We start from the raw sequence: 19,442 nt of genomic DNA, 5'->3' as shown, positions 1-19,442 counted from the left end.
ACAGACAATGACGAAGTCTGAATTAATGGTTCGTTTGGCAGAGGTTTTTGCCGAGAAAAACGGAAATCAATTGATGGCTAAAGACGTTGAGTATAGCGTGAAAGTTTTGGTAGATACCATGACCCGTTCGCTGGCTCGTGGCCAACGTATTGAAATCCGTGGTTTCGGCAGCTTTGACTTGAACCACCGTCCAGCCCGTGTGGGCCGCAACCCGAAAACCGGCGAGCGTGTGGAAGTGCCTGAAAAGCATGTTCCACATTTCAAACCGGGTAAAGAATTGCGCGAACGTGTGGACTTGGCTCTGCAAGAGAACGCCAACTAAAAACCTGAGTAAACAAACGCCGCAGAAATGCGGCGTTTTTTCTTATAAATTCAAGCAATAAAGAAGTTTCATACGATAAATGCTTGGAGGCCGTCTGAAATCATTTATAATGGCTGCCATTCAGTTAGAATTAATAAATAATAAGGTTCGGTAATGAGTGATAGAGAAAATCTGTTTGTCCCCCCAAGTTTTGAAAACCACAGTCCGCTGACGTGGTATCAGGCAGCTGCCCAGCAACCTAATTTTATTCGTGATGAAGCTCAAGCCGTTGCCATTGAGCATTTAGACCGTTTGTGGACTGAACTGATGATGTTCAAACGCAAGCGCAACCGTTTTTTGGGCCGCAGCCTGCGTTCGCCGCAAGTGCCGAAAGGGCTGTATTTTTATGGCGGTGTAGGTCGTGGTAAAAGCTTTCTAATGGATGCTTTTTTTGGCTGCCTACCATATAAACGCAAACGCCGTGTTCACTTCCATGCGTTTATGGCAGAAATTCACCAGCGACTGAAAGGCTTGAAAAGCGAAGCGAATCCATTGAAAGCCGTGGCTTCTGAGATTTCCCAAGAAACGCGTGTTTTGTGCTTTGATGAATTTCACGTCAGCGACATTGCCGACGCCATGATTCTTGGCCGCCTGTTGGAAAATTTGTTAAACGAAGGCGTGGTGTTGGTGGCAACTTCCAACTATGCTCCGTCTGAACTGTATCCGCAAGGACAAAACCGCAGCAGCTTCTTACCGACCATTGCCTTGATTGAATCCAATCTGACGGTATTGAACGTGGATGGTGGCGAAGATTACCGTTTGCGCACCTTGAAGCCGGCTGAAATTTTCTTTGTGCCGAGTAATGAAGAGAATGAAAACAAGCTGGCCGAATTGTTTAAAGAAATGGCGCATACATCGGAATTGAATCCGGGTATCAGCATCATTCACGACCGTGAAATTCCACATAAAGCCAAATCAGACAAAGCCATTTGGTTTGATTTCCGCGCCTTATGCTTTGGCCCTCGTTCGCAAGCGGATTATCTGTATTTGGCGGAGAATTATGAGATCGTGTTTGTGTCCGGCTTAGAGCGTTTAACCCCGCTGGAAAAAGCCGAAGCCCGCCGTCTGACGTGGCTGATTGACGTTTTGTATGATTTCCGTGTGAAATTGTGCGCCACCAGTGCAGTCGATGTGAACGATATTTATGTTGAAGGCGATTTTGCCGCGGAATTTACCCGTACTGCCAGCCGAATGGTGGAAATGCAGTCTGAAGTGTATTTAGAGCAGCCGCATCTGACGCTGGGTAAGAAAAAATAAGCATCATTTTTTGACCGGCCGAAGCTGCTTTTTACCAAAAGCAAATGAAGTTTGGTAAAATAAAGCTTCGTCGAATTTTGAGAAAACCTATTGCAAAATGCAATGAATATAAGGACATGACATGACTATTGAACGCACCATCTCTATCGTAAAACCGGATGCCGTAGGCAAAAACGTTATCGGTAAAATTTATGACCGCTTTGAAAGCAACGGCTTGAAAATCGTTGCCGCAAAAATGAAGCACCTGAGCCAAGAGGAAGCCGAAGGTTTCTACGCGGTACACAAAGAGCGTCCTTTCTTTGCTGATCTGGTTAAATTCATGACCAGCGGCCCAGTAATGATTCAAGTGTTAGAAGGCGAAAATGCCGTAGCAAAAAACCGCGAGCTGATGGGTGCGACCAATCCTAAAGAAGCAGCTGCTGGTACCATCCGTGCTGACTTTGCTGAATCTATCGATGCCAATGCCGTACACGGTTCTGACAGCTTGGAAAACGCTGCCATCGAAATCGCTTACTTTTTTAACGACAGCGAAATCTGCCCTCGTTAATTGACGTACTGTCGATTTGTTTGAGGCCGTCTGAATGATTTTTCCGAATGCAATCCTTATTCGGAAAAATAGACAGACGGCTAAAAGACTTTGTCGGATATGTTTTCAGACGGCCTTTTACTTTTATTGAAATAGGCCGTCTGAAAATAACAAAATAGCAAGCTTTTAAATTAAAGCTGTATCTTGCCATTCTATATAATTTTAATTTAACAGCTTCTCATACTTTAAGAATACATGAAAACCAATCTACTGAATTTTGATTTACAAGGCTTGACCGAACACTTCGCCGCAATGGGGGAAAAACCATTTCGCGCCAAGCAAGTGATGCGTTGGATTCACCAATCGGGTGCCTCTGAATTTGATGAAATGACCGATTTGGCCAAATCATTGCGCCAAAAATTAAACGAACAAGCTACCATCGGCATCCCGCAATTGATGACGTCGCAAGAATCTACTGACGGCACACGCAAATGGTTGCTGGATGTCGGCACCGGCAACGGCGTGGAAACGGTGTTTATCCCCGAAGCCGAACGCGGCACCTTGTGTATCTCGTCGCAAGTAGGCTGTGCATTGGAATGTACGTTTTGTTCTACCGGCCGCCAAGGCTTCAACCGTAATTTGACCGCTGCCGAAATCATCGGCCAATTGTGGTGGGCAAACAAAGCGATGGGGGTAACGCCGAAAAACGAGCGCGTGATTTCCAATGTGGTGATGATGGGCATGGGCGAGCCGATGGCGAACTTTGATAACGTGGTCACCGCTTTGAGTATTATGCTTGACGATCATGGTTACGGTTTGAGCCGCCGCCGTGTAACTGTTTCGACTTCGGGCATGGTGCCGCAGATGGATCGTTTGCGCGATGCCATGCCGGTGGCTTTGGCGGTGTCGCTGCATGCTTCTAATGATACGGTGCGCGATGAGATTGTGCCGTTAAACAAAAAATATCCGCTGAAAGAATTGATGGCGGCATGTCAGCGTTATCTGGTGAAAGCTCCGCGCGACTTCATTACTTTTGAATACGTGATGCTGGATGGCATTAACGACAAACCGCAACACGCGCGTGAGTTGATTGAATTAGTAAAAGATGTGCCATGTAAGTTCAATCTGATTCCGTTTAATCCTTTCCCAAATTCCGGTTACGACCGTTCTACTAATGAAAATATTCGTGTGTTCCGCGATATTTTGCAGCAGGCAGGCCATGTGGTGACGGTGCGTAAAACACGTGGCGATGATATTGATGCGGCTTGTGGCCAGCTGGCGGGACAGGTACAAGATAAAACCAAGCGTCAACAAAAATGGCAGCAAATTTTAGTGGAACAACAAAGCTAAGCAATGAAGTTAAATACTTTATTATATGTGGTTTTGATTTTAATATTGGCGGCATGTGCTGGCTCATCAGGTACCAGCTTACATGAGCAAGCAGTGCGGGTATCTAATATTAAAACGCAGCTAGCCTTAGAGTATATGCATATTCAAGATTACCGGCAGGCAATACAGGCAATTGAAGAGGCACTGAAATCTAATGCCGGAAATGAAGCTGCTTGGTTGGTACGCGCGCAGATTTACCAATATTTGAAAGTGAAAGACAAAGCCCAAGAGAGTTTTTTAAAGGCTTTGTCACTAAAACCGAATAGTGCGGAAATTAACAATAACTATGGCTGGTTTATCTGCAGTGAAATGAACAACCCGGCAGAATCGATTTCATATTTCGATAAAGCCTTATCAGATCCGACTTATCCCAACCCATATGTGGCGAATTTGAACAAAGGCATTTGCAGTACAAAAATGGGACAATTCGCACTGGCTGAGGCTTATTTGCAACGAGCCTTGGCAGCTTCTCCGGGATTTTTACCGGCATTTAAAGAATTGGCGCGTACCAAAATGTTGGCAGGTAGTTTGGATGATGCCGGTGAGTACTTCCGCCAATACCAAAGCAAGGTTAGCGTATTGCAGGCGGATGATTTGCTGTTGGGCTGGCATTTGGCCAATGCGCAGGGCAATACTCAGGCAGCTTATGAATACGAAGTCCGATTAAGAGCCAATTTTCCGTACGCTAAAGAATTACAGTCAATAACGACAGGTCAATAATACATGCAAAACCAACCAAAACCAGTACACAACATCGAAGCAGCAAAAGCACTGGGTAATGAATTGCGCGAACTGCGTGAAAAGCAGGGTATGGACATCAGTGAAGTTGCAGGTCGTTTAAAATTATCTATTGAGCAAATTCAAGACTTGGAAAAAGGCGATTATTCCAGCTTTTCCGGTTTGGTATTTGCTACCGGTTTTCTGCGTTCCTATGCCCGTTTATTGAAAATGGAAGAACAGGAAATTGCAGGCCGTCTGAAAACTGTTGTGCCGCAAGCAGCCGATCATGTGTATGCGGTTAATCGAGAAAAAGAGCCAGGCTTTAATTATCAAAGTATAGAAAAAAGCGGGTTTCCAAAATGGATTTTGGGGGTAGCTGCTTTAGCTTTAATTATAGGCGGGATTTATCTTTGGCAAAATAAATCTAACTTGGAAAACAATCGTCAAAACGCACAAGACAGTAGTGCTGTGCAAAACAGTCTGCAGGCTCCGGCCTTAAAAGCAAGTAATATCGAAGTGTCGAAAATGGCCGAGCAAGGCACACAAGTGATTGCAGCTGCTTCTGCCGCTTCAGATGTTGCCGCTTCCGAGCCGAAAATCGAAGTGGCTGCCGATGAATTGTGGGTGAAAGTGCAGTACCGCAGTAATCTGATTATTCATGATAAAGATGGCAAAATGGTATTCAGCAACATTATTCCGGCCGGTAGTGAGCGCCGCTTCAAAGGCAGTGCACCTTATGAAGTATGGGTTGGTATCGCAGCCGGTGCCGAAGCCAATTATGGCGGCACCAGCATTCGTCCGGTTGATTACCGTGCACCAGGCAAACAGTCTGCCACCTTTATTGCAGGAAAAAAATAAACATGAACACACTCAAACGCCGTCAAACTCATCAAGTCCAAATTGATCATGTGACCGTTGGCTCCAGTGCGCCGGTTGTGGTGCAATCCATGACCAACACCGATACCGCCGATGCAGAAGGCACCGCTTTACAAGTGAAAGAATTGAGCGATGCCGGTTCGGAAATGGTACGGATTACCGTTAACAGCCCCGAAGCGGCTTCCAAAGTGGCCGAAATCCGTCAGCGCTTAGATGATATGGGCTACAACACACCGTTAGTCGGTGATTTCCATTTTAACGGCGAACGCTTGTTGGCCGAATATCCCGAGTGCGGCAAAGCCTTGGCCAAATACCGCATCAATCCGGGTAATGTCGGTAAAGGCGTGAAGGGTGATGAAAAATTTGCCTACATGATCCGCACTGCGGCTGAAAACAACAAAGCCGTGCGCATCGGTGTGAACTGGGGTTCTTTGGATCAGAGTTTGGCTAAGCGCATGATGGATGCCAACATGGCTTCAGCCACGCCGCGACCGCCCGAAGAAGTGATGAAAGAAGCCTTGATCGTTTCTGCTTTAGAGTCGGCTGAAAAAGCGGTGAGCTTGGGCTTGCCGGAAGATAAAATCATTTTGTCGTGCAAGGTCAGCGCAGTACAGGATTTGATTCAAGTGTATCGCGAGTTGGGTAGCCGTTGCCAATATCCGCTGCATTTGGGTTTGACCGAAGCTGGTATGGGCAGCAAAGGCATTGTAGCATCTACTGCGGCGCTGGCCGTGTTGCTGCAAGAAGGCATTGGCGACACCATTCGCATTTCCCTGACGCCGGAACCGGGTAGCTCACGCACGCAAGAAGTAATTGTCGGCCAAGAAATTTTGCAAACCATGGGTTTGCGTTCGTTTACGCCAATGGTTACGGCTTGTCCGGGTTGCGGTCGCACCACCAGCACGGTATTCCAAGAATTGGCGCAAGATGTGCAAAATTACCTGCGTCAAAAAATGAACGTGTGGCGCACGGTTTATCCGGGTGTGGAATCTTTAAACGTGGCCGTGATGGGTTGCGTGGTGAACGGGCCGGGTGAGAGTAAATTGGCCGACATCGGCATCAGTCTGCCGGGTACGGGCGAAACGCCTGTTGCGCCGGTCTATGTTGATGGCGAACGCAAAGTCACCTTAAAAGGCGACAACATCGCACAAGAGTTCTTGCTGATTGTCGAAGAATATGTGAAAGAGAATTATCGTGAAGGCGGCGCCAAACGCGTTCAGCCGCGTGTGATTCCGATTAAAAATGCTTAATTCTTGATATTAAAATAAAGGCCGTCTGAAATATTTCTTTTCAGACGGTCTTTCATTTTACAGCTTTTGAGTACTTTCAAATTTGCGAATATCGCCACTAATAGGGTCGCTAAACTCAATGCTTTTTGCCAATAGTTTTAACGGCTTTTCATAATCTTCATCACCAGCCGCCAGCGCAACAGGATAAAGCGCATCGTTTAACAGCGGTATGCCCAAACTCATCATGTGCACCCGAAGTTGGTGTTTTTTGCCGGTAATCGGCTGCAAGCAGTAAAGGCTGGTTTTGCCGCGATTTTCAATCAATTCGATGGTGGTAAAGGCATTCGGCTCGCCATCAATTTCTTTCGTTAAATAAAATTGGTCACCACGCACCAGCCGCGATTGGACCGAATAAGGGTAAATCAAATCCGTGCGCGTGGGAGCAACGGCTTCATAGGTTTTGCGCACTGTTTTGTTTTGGAACATGGTCTGATAATCGCGGCGGCTGGCAGGATTGTGCGATAGCAACATCACACCTGCGGTGTCTTTGTCTAGACGGTGAATCGGGGTGATGTGTTCCACATTTAGATGTTGCAAATCAGGGTGTAGGCGCAAGCGGGTCAGCAAGGTTTCGCGTAAAAAACGGCCGCTGGGAATCACCGGCAGGAAATGCGGCTTATCTACCACAATCAAATGCTCGTCAATATGCAGGATTTTTTCGTCAAAGGGAATGCGCAGTTCATCTTCACGGCTGATTTCGCGGTAATAATAAATTGTTTGTCCGGGCTGAAAGAGTGTATCCGCATTCAACGCCATGCCGTCTGAATCGACCACAAATCCGCTGTTTAAGCGTTTGCGCCAATTGGTTTCATTGACAAATGGAAAACGGGCGCATAAAAAATGCAAAAGCGGCAAGCCGTAAAACGATTTGTCGTGCGGCAACACCAGATAACTGGGCTTTACGCCGTCAAGCAGCGGCAGGGGATTGATGCGTGTATTCATGCTGCGTATTTTACCCGAAGCCTTCTTGGGATTGAAATGATTTTCAGACGGCCTTACCGTAAGGAAGATGCCGTCTGAAAACACAATCCGCTAAAAATAAGCTATAATTACCGACTATTTGATTTAAGCATCCTGATTTGAAATGGCACAAAAAATCCAATCCGTAAAAGGTATGAATGACCTTTTACCTGTCGAACAAAAAGATTTCAAACTCACCGCTGCTTTTTGGCAGGCTTTTGAAGACATGGTCAGCCAGTGGGCGCGCACTTACGGCTATCAGCAAATTCGCACACCGATTGTGGAGCAAACCGGTTTGTTTGTGCGCTCTATCGGTGAAGAAACTGATGTGGTCGGCAAGGAAATGTACACCTTTTCCGACTCCAACGATTCATTGAGCCTGAGTCTGCGCCCTGAAGGCACGGCTTCATGCTTGCGCGCGGTGGTTGAGCATAATCTTTTGTACAACAGCCCGCAGAAATTATGGTATATGGGGCCGATGTTCCGCCGCGAACGCCCGCAAAAAGGCCGTTACCGCCAGTTTCACCAAGTGGGTATTGAGGCTTTGGGTTTTGAAGGTCCTGACATTGATGCCGAAATCATTGCCATGTCGGCCGATTTATGGAAAAAATTGGGCATTAGTGATTATTTGACGCTGGAAATTAACAGCTTGGGTAATCGCGAAGAACGCGCCGCCCATCGTGCCGCATTGGTGGCGTATCTTACCGAATATGAAGCGCAATTGGATGAAGACAGCAAACGCCGTCTGAAAACCAACCCGCTGCGTGTATTGGATACCAAAAATCCGGAATTACAGGAAATTTGTAATGCTGCGCCGCGTTTGGTGGACTATCTGGGCGAAGAATCACGCACGCATTACAGCTGCTTCAAAGCCATGCTGGATGGTTTGAATATTCAATACACCGAGAATCCACGTTTGGTGCGCGGCTTGGATTATTACAACCAAACCGTGTTTGAATGGACGACCGACAAACTGGGCGCGCAAGCCACTGTGTGTGGTGGTGGCCGTTATGATGGGTTGATTGAAGAATTGGGTGGCAAGCCTGCTGCTTCGATTGGTTTTGCCATGGGCATTGAGCGCTTGTTGTTGCTGGTGCACGAATACGGTACCTTGCAAGCCAATGCCGCGCCTGATGTGTATGCCATGCATCAAGGCGAAGGTGCCGCTTTGCAGGTGATGCAATATGCCCAAGCCTTGCGTGCCGAAGGGTTTAATGTGTTGCAGCATTCCGGTTATCAAAGCCTGAAAGCGCAAATGAAAAAAGCCGACGGCAGTGGTGCACCTTTTGCCCTGATTGTGGCGCAAGACGAATTGGCCGAAGGCAAAGTGACGCTAAAAGACATGCAGGGCGAAAAAGGCCAAATTACCGTGGCCGCCGCTGATTTAATCAACACTTTACAACAATGGAAGAACGCATAAATGGCAGCTCATTTGGAAGAACAACAAGAGTTAGATAATTTCAAATACTTTTGGAAAAGCACCGGACGCTGGCTGTTTGCCTTACTGATGTTGATTGCATTGGGGTACTTGGGTTATACCATGTACCAAAGCCATTTGGTGAAAAAAAGTCAAGAAGCGGCTGAAGTGTTGGCACAATTGGTTGAAAAGGCGCAAAACCAAGGTGATTCAAAAGCCATTAATGCCGATTTACAAAATCTGCAGCAAAACTTTGCCGAAACCATTCCGGCGGCACAAGCAACCTTGATGGTGGCGGCGACTGAGTTTGATGCCGGTCGTTACGATGTGGCTTCAGGCCATCTGAATTGGGTGTTGAAAAACCAAAAAGAGCCTTTGGTTCAAGCCTTGGCGGCGCAACGTTTGGCCGTGGTGAAATTGCAGCAAAAAAAATACGATGAAGCTTTAGCGGCGTTGGATACCAAAGTAGAGGCCGATTACGAAGCCTTGCTGCTGGAAACCAAAGGCGATGTTTTCGTGGCGCAAAACAAAGCCAAAGAAGCAGCTGCCAGCTATGAGCAGGCATTGGCCAAATTGCCGAAAGATTCGGTGGGTCGCGAATTGGTTCAAATGAAATTGGATTCGCAAAAATAAGGCCGTCTGAAAGGTAGATGGTTTTACCAATCTTGCATAATGGTGCCGAGTGATTAAATACGGTTATGCAGATTTAAGAGCAAACAGCAGGCTTGTCGGGTGTTGTGTCCGGCAAGCCGTTATGTGTTTTCAGACGGCCTGTAAATATAGGCCGTCTGAAAAAGGAAAGTGAAAAAATGAAACCAACAATTGCATTGGTGGGACGGCCGAATGTCGGCAAATCCACCTTATTCAACCGACTAACGCGCACTAAAGATGCGTTGGTACACGACTTGCCCGGCTTAACGCGCGACCGCCATTACGGTCACGGCAAAGTCGGCAGCAAGCCTTATTTGGTGATTGATACCGGCGGTTTCGAGCCGGTGGTCGATAGCGGCATCCTGCATGAAATGGCACGCCAAACCCTGCAAGCGGTGGATGAAGCCGATGCAGTGGTATTTCTGGTCGATGCCCGCACCGGTTTAACCCCGCAAGACAAAATCATTGCCGATCGCTTACGCCAAAGCCCGCGTCCGGTGTATTTGGCCGTGAACAAAGGTGAGGGCGGCAATCAGGCAGCATTGTCTGCCGAATTCTTCGAGCTGGCCTTGGGTGAACCGTATGTGATTTCTGGCGCGCATGGCGATGGTGTGTATTACCTGATGGAAGATATTCTGGCCGAGTTCCCAGAGCCGGAAGAAGAGGAAGAAACCGCCAAGCATCCCGTTTTTGCTGTGATTGGTCGCCCGAATGTCGGCAAGTCAACTTTGGTGAATGCTATTTTGGGCGAAGAGCGCGTGATTGCATTTGATATGGCCGGCACTACACGCGACAGTATCCACATCGATTTTGAGCGTGAAGGCCAACCATTTACCATCATCGATACTGCCGGTGTGCGCCGTCGTGGCAAAGTAGATGAAGCGGTGGAAAAATTCTCAGTAATCAAAGCCATGCAGGCGATCGAAGCGGCCAATGTGGCGGTATTGGTGTTGGACGCGCAGCAAGATATCGCCGATCAAGATGCCACAATTGCCGGTTTTGCTTTAGAAGCAGGGCGTGCCTTAGTCGTGGCAGTTAATAAATGGGACGGTATCAGCGACGAGCGCCGCGAACAAGTGAAGCGCGACATCAACCGCAAATTGTATTTCTTGGATTTTGCCAAATTCCATTTTATTTCCGCTTTGAAAGAACGCGGTATTGACGGTTTGTTCGACAGCATTCAGGCGGCCTATGATGCGGCCATGATTAAAATGCCGACGCCGAAAATCACCCGTGTACTTCAGACGGCCATTGAGCGCCAGCAACCACCGCGTTCAGGCTTGACCCGTCCGAAAATGCGTTATGCCCACCAAGGCGGCATGAATCCGCCGGTAATTGTGGTGCATGGCAATTCGCTACACGCGATTTCCGACAGCTACACGCGCTATTTGACGCAAACTTTCCGAAAAGCCTTCAATCTTCAGGGTACACCGTTGCGCATTCAATATAATGTTTCGGAAAATCCTTACGAAGAAAAAGAAGACAAGCCGAAGAAAAAACCGTTGCGCCGTGCGGCTTACAGTAACCGTATTGCCAAGCGTGAAGAGCGCAAAGATGAAAAAGTACGCAACAGCGGTGGTAAAGCAAAGAAACGCCAAGTCAGCGTGAAAAAACAACACAGCAAATAAAGCCAAACCGGAAAACGACAAGTAAGGGCGTTTTCCGGTTTGTTTTGATATGTATGAGCGATGTTAAGTATACAGAATCGCCTATAAATAGAAAAATAGTCTTTTAAAATTAAAATAATATAGTGTGTCAAATTTCTTATGTACTGAATGTACACAGTGATTGCCGCCGCAGTGCCTTATTTCTATTTTTAAACAAGAATCAGTTAAGAGTTACAAAAATAGAGTAATTATTTAAATGAATTGTGGGCTAAATATCAGGTAAATCAAGCAAGATAGATAACTAAACCATGTTAAAAAGTTTGCATATTCTTACCCAAAATTGTTGGTAAAAATCGACATTCAAGGCTACAATCACCCATAAAGCTATTCACGGCTTTCCTTAAAATCATAATAACGGAGTAAAGAATATGACAGCTAAAGGACAAATGTTACAAGATCCTTTTTTGAATGCGTTGCGTAAAGAGCACGTACCGGTTTCGATTTACTTGGTGAACGGCATTAAGCTGCAAGGCCAAGTCGAATCATTCGACCAATACGTTGTTCTGCTGCGTAATACTTCAGTGACCCAGATGGTTTACAAACATGCTATTTCAACCATCGTTCCGGCTCGTGCAGTAAGTTTGCAGCACGAAAACAAACCGGCTGCTCAAGCACAAGCAGCTGCGCCGGTGCAAGTGGAAACCCAGTCAGCAGAATAATGCAGGTCATTATTTTTAATACCTTACCGGTGACGGTAAGGTATTTTTTGTTTTCAGACGGCCTTTTAAGTCATACCAAGAGAATGTGATGTCGATTCAGAATATTCTTCCTTTTACCCATCAATTATTAACCCAGCATTTAAGCAATGGCGACACGGCCTTAGACGGCACGGCCGGTAATGGTCACGATACGGTTTTTTTGGCCGAAGCCGTAGGCCATCGCGGCAAAGTCTGGGCGTTTGACGTGCAGCAGCAAGCCATTGAGCAGACCAAAGCCAGACTGATGGCGGAAAATCTGCTGAGCCGCGTGAATTTGGTTCACGACAGCCATCAATATATCGAACGCCATATCCGACAAGGCTTGGATGCAGCGGTGTTCAACTTTGGCTGGCTTCCGGGCGGCGATAAAAATATCACCACATCAGCCGACAGCAGCCTTGCGGCACTCAACAGCACGTTATCACTGTTAAATCCCAACGGCATTGTGGTGACAGTGTTATACCCCGGCCATGATTCGGGGCGTGTGGAAGCAGCAGCCATTGAAGCATGGGCACAATCCTTGCCGCAGCAGGAATTTGCCGTGTTGAAATACCATTTTATCAACCGTCAAAACCATCCGCCTTATGTGTTGGCGATACAAAAGTTACGTCAGAAATGAATGTTTAGGGTAAAATAGCGGCATTCTTAAACCAACTACTATCACTACCATGCAATATTTAATTGTCAAACACAGCCACATGCTTTTTGTGGCGATTACGATTTTATTGTTTAACCTGCGTTTTTTCTTATTGTGGAAAAATCCGCAAAAACCTTTGGGCGGTATGCTGAAAGCCTTGCCACACTTAAACGACACCATGTTGTTGTTTACCGGCTTGTGGCTGATGAAGCTTACCCATTTCACCCCGTTTAACGCGCCTTGGTTGGCAGTAAAAATCGTTTTATTGTTGGTGTATATCGGTTTTGGCGTGGCGATGATGCGTTCTGCACCGCGTTCAAGCAAATTCTATGTGACTTATTTGTGCGCCATGGCGTGTGTGGCGACGATTGTGTACATGGCTTTATTCAAACCTTATTTCTAAGGCCGTCTGAACCATGTCAAACCGAAAATCTGCCATTATTGCGCTGGGCAGCAATCTGCAAAATCCTGCCCAGCAAATCCGTGCGGCATTGGCAGCGGTTGCCGCCCATCCACAAATTAAGCTTGAACACACGTCGTCACTCTACATCACCGCGCCCGTTGGTTATGATGACCAGCCGGATTTTGTGAATGCCGTGTGTGCGGTATCGACTGATTTGAGCGGTGTGGATTTGTTGGCGGTGTTGAATCAAATCGAAGCCGATTTCGGCCGCGAACGCACATTCCGCAATGCACCGCGCACCTTGGATTTAGACATTATCGATTATGATCATCAAAGCAGTGATGATCCGCATTTAAGCTTACCGCATCCGCGTGCGAATGAGCGCAGTTTTGTGATGAAGCCATTGGCCGAAATTCTGCCGGATTTTGAATTGGGTCAACACGGTAAAGCTGCCGATATTGCCGCGCGATTAGGCGATGATGGCATTCGCTTACTCAGTGAAGCGGATGAATAAAATAGGCCGTCTGAAAGATTCAAAAAGCTTCTGAACTGCACCCCAAAAGTTGGACACTTCCCCCCAACTTAAAAAGGTGCAGTTTTCTTATGTCCAAATATACACTAGACTTCAAATACCGAGCCGTACTCCATTACCATCAAGTGCACAGCCAACAGCGTACCGCAGACCATTTCAACGTCTCACGCACCCACCTGCGCCGTTGGATTGCCGCCTACCGTCAAGGCGGTATAGCCGCACTTCAGCACCCACAGGCTACGCTTATGAAGACTACGCAGACCAAACGCAACAATCCCTTTATCGTCGACAAACCCGACCATGAAAAAACTCAGGCAGAGCTGATTGAAGAGTTACGCTACATGAGGGCGGAGATCGACTACCTAAAGCACATGAAAGCCCTCAACGAAAAGAACGCCACCAAAGTTGCGAAACCGTTCAAACGCTGAGGGCGAAGCACCCGCTGAAATACTTGTTGCACAGTGCCGGCATACCCAAAAGCAGTTTCTACTACCACATCGGTAAATCCGATCCCGATATGGAAGCCAAAGCGGCGGTGAGTGAAGTTTATCACCAACACAAAGGTCGCTACGGCCAACGGCGGATTGGAGCTGTATTATCGTGGAATAAAAAGAAAGTGCAGCGTATTATGGGATTATTGGGTTTGAAAGCCAAAGTGCGCAACAAAAAATCCTATCGTCCGCAAGTTATAGGAGAGACGTCGAAAAACATCCTTAAGCGTGCATTCACTGCTGATAAAGCGGGAGATAAATGGTTGACCGATGTGACCGAGTTTAAATGCACCGACGGCAAACTGTACTTATCGCCGATATTGGATGTATTCAATCGTGAGATTGTGGCTTATGAGCTCAGTAGAAAGCCGGACAGCAAGATGGTCATGCAGATGCTGGATAAGGCATTCGGCCGTCTGAAAGGGCAGACCCCGCTGCTGCATTCTGACCAAGGTGTGCTTTACCGAACTCAGGCTTATCGGGAAAAGCTGGCGGAGAAAGGCATTGTGCAGAGCATGTCGCGCAAAGGGAATTGCTGGGACAATGCACCGATGGAGAGTTTCTTCGGGACATTAAAAGTGGAAAGCTTCTATCAGGAAGGTGTGTTATCGGTGGCAGAGTTGACCAAAGTGATAGATGATTACATACGTTACTACAATTATGAACGTATTAGTTTGAATTTAAAAAAGCTGAGTCCTGTGGCTTACAGGACCCAGCTTGAACAGGCTGTTTGAGAAAGATTTTTAATTTGTCCAAGAATTGGGGGACAGTTCATTCAGACGGCATTTTGATACTGTTCAGCAGTGCAGGGTCTGATAAAATACGGCCTGACAATAAAAAGACAGAGTAGGGAATCAACATGAACTATCGTTATATTGCGGTTGAGGGTGCGATTGGTAGCGGCAAATCAGAGTTAAGTCGCCGCCTGGCTGCCCATTTTAATGCGCTGCATTTGACCGAAAATGCCGACCAAAATCCTTTTTTGGCGCAATTTTATGCCAATGCCAATAATCACGGTTTGGCGACCGAACTGTTTTTCTTGATGCGTCGCGCTGACAGTGTGGACGTAATTAACGCCGAAGAAGAAAAAGGCAGCGTGATTGTGGCCGATTTCTTGTTGGAAAAAGACCAAATTTTCGTGCCTGTGGTGCTGAACGATAAAGAACAAACCCTGTTTTGGGAATTAAAACGCCGCGCCATGCCGCAATATCCTGTGCCGGATTTGGTGATTTATCTGCAAACTGCCGCCGATACCAACCGCAAACGTCTGCAAAAACGCGGCGATGGTGTGGTCAACCTGTTTCCGGCCGGCTATCTCAACCGTATTCACGAAGAATACAGCCGCTTTTTCCACCTTTATCAAAACGCGCCTTTGCTGATTGTGAATGCCGATGAGTTGGATGTTAACGGCAACGACGAGCATTTTGATTTGCTGCTGCGTGCGATGAGCGATTTGCAGGGCAGTCGCAATTATTTGAATTTAAGTGAAAAATAGCCTGATAGGCCGTCTGAAACGGAATTGATTATGTCAACATACGAATTTACCCTTCCATCCAGCAGCGGTGAAGATTTCCACTCTGCCGAACACTTGCCTTTGATTGTCTATTTCTACCCGAAAGACAGCACCCCAGGTTGTACCACCGAAGGCTTGGATTTCAATGCCCGCTTGGATCAATTCAAAGCATTGGGATATACCGTGGTCGGCATTTCGCGCGATGGTGTGAAAGCACACCAAAATTTCTGCGCCAAACAAGGCTTTCAATTTGAGCTTTTGAGCGACAAAGACGAAACCGTGTGCAAAATGTTTGACGTCATCAAGCTGAAAAAGCTTTACGGCAAAGAATCGTTGGGCATCGAGCGCAGCACCTTTGTGTTAAACAAGTCTGGCGAAATCGAACACGAATGGCGCAAGGTCAAAGTGGCTGGACATGCGCAAGAAGTGTTGGAAACGGTGAGCGAGAAATAGCTTTAAAAATATCAGGCCGTCTGAAAACCACGTTCAGACGGCCTTAATATTAAATTCTTATGAATACCTTAATCGACAATCTTTTAGAGCATCTCTGGCTCAATCACCGCTTAAGCCAAAATACCCTGCAAAGCTATCGTCGGGATTTAGAAAAAGTGGCGGCACGTTTAAGCCATAAAAATCTCGACTGGCTGAATGCGGCGCACGAAGATTTGGCGGATGCGGTGTACGATGCCGCAGAAAAGCCAAGTTCTCAAGCGCGTTCATTATCGGCGTGTAAAAGGTTGTATGCGTGGTTAGAAGAAACCGAGCAGCGCCATGACAATCCCACCACTTTTTTAAAAGCACCAAAGCAGGCACAAAAATTGCCGAAGCTGATTACCGAAAGCCAAATCGACCGACTCTTGAACGCGCCCGATACCGATAAGCCACACGGTTTGCGTGATAAAGCCTTGCTGGAAGTGATGTACGCCACTGGTTTGCGTGTCACTGAAGCCGTGAAATTGCAACTGGGCGACATCGATTTGAATAAAGGCTGGATTCGCACCATCGGTAAGGGCGACAAGCAGCGCATTGTGCCTTTGGGCGGTGAGGCCGTATATTGGATTGAACGCTATTTGCAGGAAGCACGCCCGTTGTTACTGAAAGACAAAATGTGCGATGAATTATTTGTCAGCCAGAAGCGGGTCGGCATTTCGCGCCAACTGGCGTGGATGATTGTGAAAGAATATGCCGAGATGGCAGGCATTACCGCCTTAAGCCCGCACAGTTTACGCCATGCTTTTGCCACACATTTGGTCAATCACGGCGCCGATTTGCGTGTAGTGCAAACCTTATTGGGGCATGCCGACATCAGCACCACACAGATTTACACCCATGTTGCCAACCAGCGTTTAAAAAGCGTGGTCGAGCAACATCATCCGAGAAATTAATTTTCAGACGGCCTTTTATCAGGATAGGCCGTCTGAACCTAAAGAGAACATCATGAAAACCAGCGCACGCAACCAATTTTCCGGCATTGTCAAAAGCATTCAAACCGGCGGCATTCACAGCCAAGTGGTGCTGACTTTGCCGAGCAATCATGAAGTGGTCGCCACCATCACCAGCGAAAGCTGCGCTGAATTGGGTTTGAAAGAGGGAGATACGGTGATTGCCTTGATTAAATCCACCAACATCATCATCGCCACCGATTTAGACCACATCAAACTTTCCGCCCGCAACCAGTTGAAGGGTGTGATTGCACATGTCGAACGTGGTGCGGTCAATTCGATTGTGACCTTGGATTTGGGCAGCAATATCCATATTCATGCGGGTGTTACCGTGCAAAGCACCGAACAGCTTGATTTGCACCCGGGGCAATACGCCACAGCGGTGTTTAAAGCAGGTAGCGTAATTTTGGGTGTATTGGCGTAATCATATTTAAAGAAGGCCGTCTGAAAGCAATCGATGTTTTCAGACGGCCTTTTTGTATTGAAAACAGATGGTTATTTAATATTTGACTAATTTTATCAAGATTGGAAGTTTAATAAAAAAATTCCAACGATTTTGTGCAAACAACCGATTGCAATAGGAACAGTTTTTATTTATATTTACGTTTAAGAATAAAACTAAATCTCATTATGAGATGGAATCAGGAGCACTCACATGTTTGTATGCATTTGTAACGCCATTACTGACCGCGACATCAAAGAATCTGTTGCCGCAGGTGCCGCGACCATGAGCGATTTGCAAGACCAATTGGGCGTAGCCACTTGCTGTGGGTGTTGCAGCGATTTGGCTGCTTCATTCCTGAATACCGGTACATCTGCCCAAACTACGGTGACTGCAGGTATCAACATTCAAGCCTAATTTTATAGAATACATCAAGGCCGTCTGAATTTTTCAGACGGCCTTTTCGTTGTATAGAAGAGAAAATGATTCATCCAAACCACATAAAGTGGTGTAGTTTCAGTTTACCACTAATCGAGAAATATTTGAAAATCATTAAAAATAAGTTGCTGATTTTGGAAAATTTGACTATTCTTGACACCTACTTTACATTTTATAGCGCACCCATCGGCGTTTTCAAGCGGCTGATGTTGGTTTTTGCTTAATAAAAGTAAAGCTTGAATTGGTCATGTCTGTGGCGGTTTCAAACCAAAATAGCGCATGATATTTGATTGTACAGATAAGAAAAACAGGTGGTACACATGAATTCTTCAGGAAATCAAAAGGCATCGCTCTGGGCTGTTGGCCTGATGCTGTTTGCTTTGTTTTTTGGTGCCGGTAATTTGATTTTCCCTGCATTTTTGGGACAACAGGCCGGTGAAAATTGGTTTTCGGCCATGCTCGGCTTTTTGCTGACCGGTGCCGGTTTGCCATTATTGGGTGTGATTGCGATTGGTTATTCCAACTCGCGCGACGTGCAGGTATTGGCCTCACGTGTGACCCCTTTATACGGTATTTTGTTTGCTTCAGCGCTGTATTTGGCGATTGGCCCTTTGTTTGCCACACCGCGTACGGCAACTGTATCGTTTGAAATCGGTGTGGTGCCTTATATCAGCGAAGAAAACAAAACGCTGGCCTTGGCATTATTTAGTTTGTTCTTTTTTGGCCTTGCTTATTGGTTGTCGCTTTCGCCGGGTAAACTGGTGAGCCGTATCGGTAAAATTTTAACACCTGTGTTGTTGGTGACAATTGCCATTTTGATGGGCTATGCTGCAATGAATCCAATGGGTGCGTTGACTGCACCACAAGGTGATTTTGCCATTAGTCCGTTTGCTAAAGGTATCTTGGAAGGTTATGGTACCATGGATGCGCTGGCATCATTGGTGTTCGCCATTATCGTGATTGATGCTGTACGCGCCATGGGCGTGGACAACCGCGCGGAATTGTTGCGCACCACCACCATCGCTGGTGTCGTTGCTGCGACTTGTTTGGCAGTGGTTTACCTGATGATTGGCTATATGGGTGCTACCAGCGTAGCCGGTTTGGGCATGCAGGAAAATGGTGCGGCAGTATTATCGAAAACCGCGCAATACTATTTTGGCAACGGTGGTAATATTCTGCTGAGCGTGATTGTATTCTTGGCGTGTTTGAGTACGGCGATCGGCTTGATTGTGGCCAATGCGGAATTCTTCAACCGCTTGTGTCCGGGCATTTCTTACAAAACATTTGTGACCATTTTCACTTTGGTGTCGATGGGTTTTGCCAACAAAGGTTTGGCCGGTATCATCAGCTTCTCGATTCCGGTGTTGATGCTGCTTTACCCGCTGACCGTGGTGATTATTTTGCTGGCGTTCTTGCATAACTTGTTTGGCGGTGGCCGTATTGTGTATATCTGTACCATCTTCTTCACCTTGATTGTGGGTGTATTGGATGCATATAAAGCCGCATTCGGCTTTAGCGATGAAACAGCTGCTGCGATTAACAACGCTTTGCCGCTGTACGACATCGGTTTGGGCTGGGTAGTGCCTGCAGTAGTCGGCTTTATTTTGGGTTGCATTTTGAATGCGGTGTTTAAAAAGAAAGCTTAATCTGCTTGCCGGATAAATAAAAAAAGGCCGTCTGAAAAAAGATACACGAAATCTTTTTCAGACGGCCTTTTTATCGGCATTCTGTTT

General features: G+C 46.7%; 23 protein-coding genes. 22 read left to right on the top strand and 1 reads right to left on the bottom strand.

All coding sequences use genetic code 11. The annotated features are described in order from the left end of the window. Positions 1–7: 7 nt before the first annotated feature. The 7 genes from ACM67B_RS06480 (at position 8) to ispG (ending at position 6,379) form a co-directional block, all read left to right on the top strand. Positions 8–322: an integration host factor subunit beta gene (locus ACM67B_RS06480; RefSeq protein ID WP_095503440.1), complete on the top strand. Its 315-nt coding sequence runs from the start codon at positions 8–10 to the stop codon at positions 320–322. A gap of 153 nt (positions 323–475) precedes the next feature. Then, positions 476–1,618, top strand: a complete 1,143-nt coding sequence (gene zapE / locus ACM67B_RS06475; RefSeq protein WP_416188951.1) for a cell division protein ZapE — start codon at positions 476–478, stop codon at positions 1,616–1,618. A gap of 121 nt (positions 1,619–1,739) precedes the next feature. Continuing rightward, positions 1,740–2,165 (top strand): nucleoside-diphosphate kinase, encoded by a 426-nt coding sequence (ndk, locus tag ACM67B_RS06470; RefSeq protein ID WP_416188950.1) that lies wholly within the window; start codon positions 1,740–1,742, stop codon positions 2,163–2,165. A 234-nt stretch (positions 2,166–2,399) separates the two neighbouring features. Continuing rightward, the gene (rlmN, locus tag ACM67B_RS06465; RefSeq protein ID WP_416188949.1) at positions 2,400–3,494 is read left to right on the top strand and encodes a 23S rRNA (adenine(2503)-C(2))-methyltransferase RlmN; all 1,095 of its coding nucleotides are present in this window, start codon (positions 2,400–2,402) and stop codon (positions 3,492–3,494) included. 3 nt (positions 3,495–3,497) lie between these two features. After that, positions 3,498–4,253: a type IV pilus biogenesis/stability protein PilW gene (gene pilW, locus ACM67B_RS06460; protein WP_416188948.1), complete on the top strand. Its 756-nt coding sequence runs from the start codon at positions 3,498–3,500 to the stop codon at positions 4,251–4,253. A gap of 3 nt (positions 4,254–4,256) precedes the next feature. Next, the gene (locus tag ACM67B_RS06455) at positions 4,257–5,111 is read left to right on the top strand and encodes a helix-turn-helix domain-containing protein (RefSeq protein ID WP_416188947.1); all 855 of its coding nucleotides are present in this window, start codon (positions 4,257–4,259) and stop codon (positions 5,109–5,111) included. 2 nt (positions 5,112–5,113) lie between these two features. Beyond that, positions 5,114–6,379: a flavodoxin-dependent (E)-4-hydroxy-3-methylbut-2-enyl-diphosphate synthase gene (ispG, locus tag ACM67B_RS06450; protein WP_416188946.1), complete on the top strand. Its 1,266-nt coding sequence runs from the start codon at positions 5,114–5,116 to the stop codon at positions 6,377–6,379. Positions 6,380–6,436: 57 nt separating this feature from the next. Here the strand turns inward: ispG and ACM67B_RS06445 are convergent, their stop codons facing one another. Next, positions 6,437–7,360 (bottom strand): pseudouridine synthase, encoded by a 924-nt coding sequence (locus ACM67B_RS06445; protein WP_416188945.1) that lies wholly within the window; start codon positions 7,358–7,360, stop codon positions 6,437–6,439. A gap of 142 nt (positions 7,361–7,502) precedes the next feature. On the opposite strand from ACM67B_RS06445, the gene hisS reads away from it, so the two are divergent. From hisS to brnQ, 15 genes are all read left to right on the top strand, one after another. After that, positions 7,503–8,798 (top strand): histidine--tRNA ligase, encoded by a 1,296-nt coding sequence (gene hisS / locus ACM67B_RS06440; protein WP_416188944.1) that lies wholly within the window; start codon positions 7,503–7,505, stop codon positions 8,796–8,798. After that, entirely contained in the window at positions 8,799–9,428 is a 630-nt protein-coding gene (locus tag ACM67B_RS06435) for a YfgM family protein (RefSeq protein WP_416188943.1), read from the top strand. It abuts the gene before it with no gap. A 176-nt stretch (positions 9,429–9,604) separates the two neighbouring features. Beyond that, positions 9,605–11,074, top strand: coding sequence for a ribosome biogenesis GTPase Der (der, locus tag ACM67B_RS06430; RefSeq protein WP_416188942.1), 1,470 nt, complete (start codon positions 9,605–9,607; stop codon positions 11,072–11,074). Between the two features lie 407 nt (positions 11,075–11,481). Continuing rightward, positions 11,482–11,772 (top strand): RNA chaperone Hfq, encoded by a 291-nt coding sequence (hfq, locus tag ACM67B_RS06425; RefSeq protein WP_095503451.1) that lies wholly within the window; start codon positions 11,482–11,484, stop codon positions 11,770–11,772. Between the two features lie 88 nt (positions 11,773–11,860). Beyond that, entirely contained in the window at positions 11,861–12,430 is a 570-nt protein-coding gene (locus ACM67B_RS06420) for a class I SAM-dependent methyltransferase (protein ID WP_416188941.1), read from the top strand. Positions 12,431–12,479: 49 nt separating this feature from the next. Beyond that, complete coding sequence (locus ACM67B_RS06415) at positions 12,480–12,851, top strand: SirB2 family protein (protein ID WP_416188940.1); 372 nt, start codon at positions 12,480–12,482, stop codon at positions 12,849–12,851. 13 nt (positions 12,852–12,864) lie between these two features. Beyond that, entirely contained in the window at positions 12,865–13,365 is a 501-nt protein-coding gene (gene folK / locus ACM67B_RS06410; protein ID WP_416188939.1) for a 2-amino-4-hydroxy-6-hydroxymethyldihydropteridine diphosphokinase, read from the top strand. An 89-nt stretch (positions 13,366–13,454) separates the two neighbouring features. Continuing rightward, positions 13,455–13,811, top strand: a complete 357-nt coding sequence (locus ACM67B_RS06405) for a helix-turn-helix domain-containing protein (protein WP_416188879.1) — start codon at positions 13,455–13,457, stop codon at positions 13,809–13,811. A 23-nt stretch (positions 13,812–13,834) separates the two neighbouring features. Next, complete coding sequence (locus tag ACM67B_RS06400; protein ID WP_416188878.1) at positions 13,835–14,608, top strand: IS3 family transposase; 774 nt, start codon at positions 13,835–13,837, stop codon at positions 14,606–14,608. Positions 14,609–14,733: 125 nt separating this feature from the next. Beyond that, entirely contained in the window at positions 14,734–15,369 is a 636-nt protein-coding gene (locus ACM67B_RS06395) for a deoxynucleoside kinase (RefSeq protein WP_416188938.1), read from the top strand. A 30-nt stretch (positions 15,370–15,399) separates the two neighbouring features. Continuing rightward, positions 15,400–15,840 (top strand): peroxiredoxin, encoded by a 441-nt coding sequence (locus ACM67B_RS06390; protein WP_416188937.1) that lies wholly within the window; start codon positions 15,400–15,402, stop codon positions 15,838–15,840. A gap of 59 nt (positions 15,841–15,899) precedes the next feature. Beyond that, a complete protein-coding gene (gene xerD / locus ACM67B_RS06385) occupies positions 15,900–16,772 on the top strand; it encodes a site-specific tyrosine recombinase XerD (protein WP_416188936.1) in 873 nt (290 codons plus the stop codon). A gap of 52 nt (positions 16,773–16,824) precedes the next feature. Continuing rightward, entirely contained in the window at positions 16,825–17,253 is a 429-nt protein-coding gene (locus ACM67B_RS06380) for a TOBE domain-containing protein (protein WP_416188935.1), read from the top strand. A gap of 231 nt (positions 17,254–17,484) precedes the next feature. Then, positions 17,485–17,688 (top strand): (2Fe-2S)-binding protein, encoded by a 204-nt coding sequence (locus ACM67B_RS06375; RefSeq protein ID WP_416188934.1) that lies wholly within the window; start codon positions 17,485–17,487, stop codon positions 17,686–17,688. Positions 17,689–18,029: 341 nt separating this feature from the next. Continuing rightward, positions 18,030–19,355: a branched-chain amino acid transport system II carrier protein gene (gene brnQ, locus ACM67B_RS06370; protein ID WP_416188933.1), complete on the top strand. Its 1,326-nt coding sequence runs from the start codon at positions 18,030–18,032 to the stop codon at positions 19,353–19,355. The last annotated feature ends 87 nt before the right edge of the window (positions 19,356–19,442 follow it).

It is taken from the genome of Neisseria sp. CCUG17229 (assembly GCF_047839235.1).
GTDB classification, from domain to species: domain Bacteria; phylum Pseudomonadota; class Gammaproteobacteria; order Burkholderiales; family Neisseriaceae; genus Neisseria; species Neisseria brasiliensis.
The sequence above is the reverse complement of the archived record's forward strand: the minus strand, read 5'-3'. Positions and strand labels throughout refer to the sequence as shown.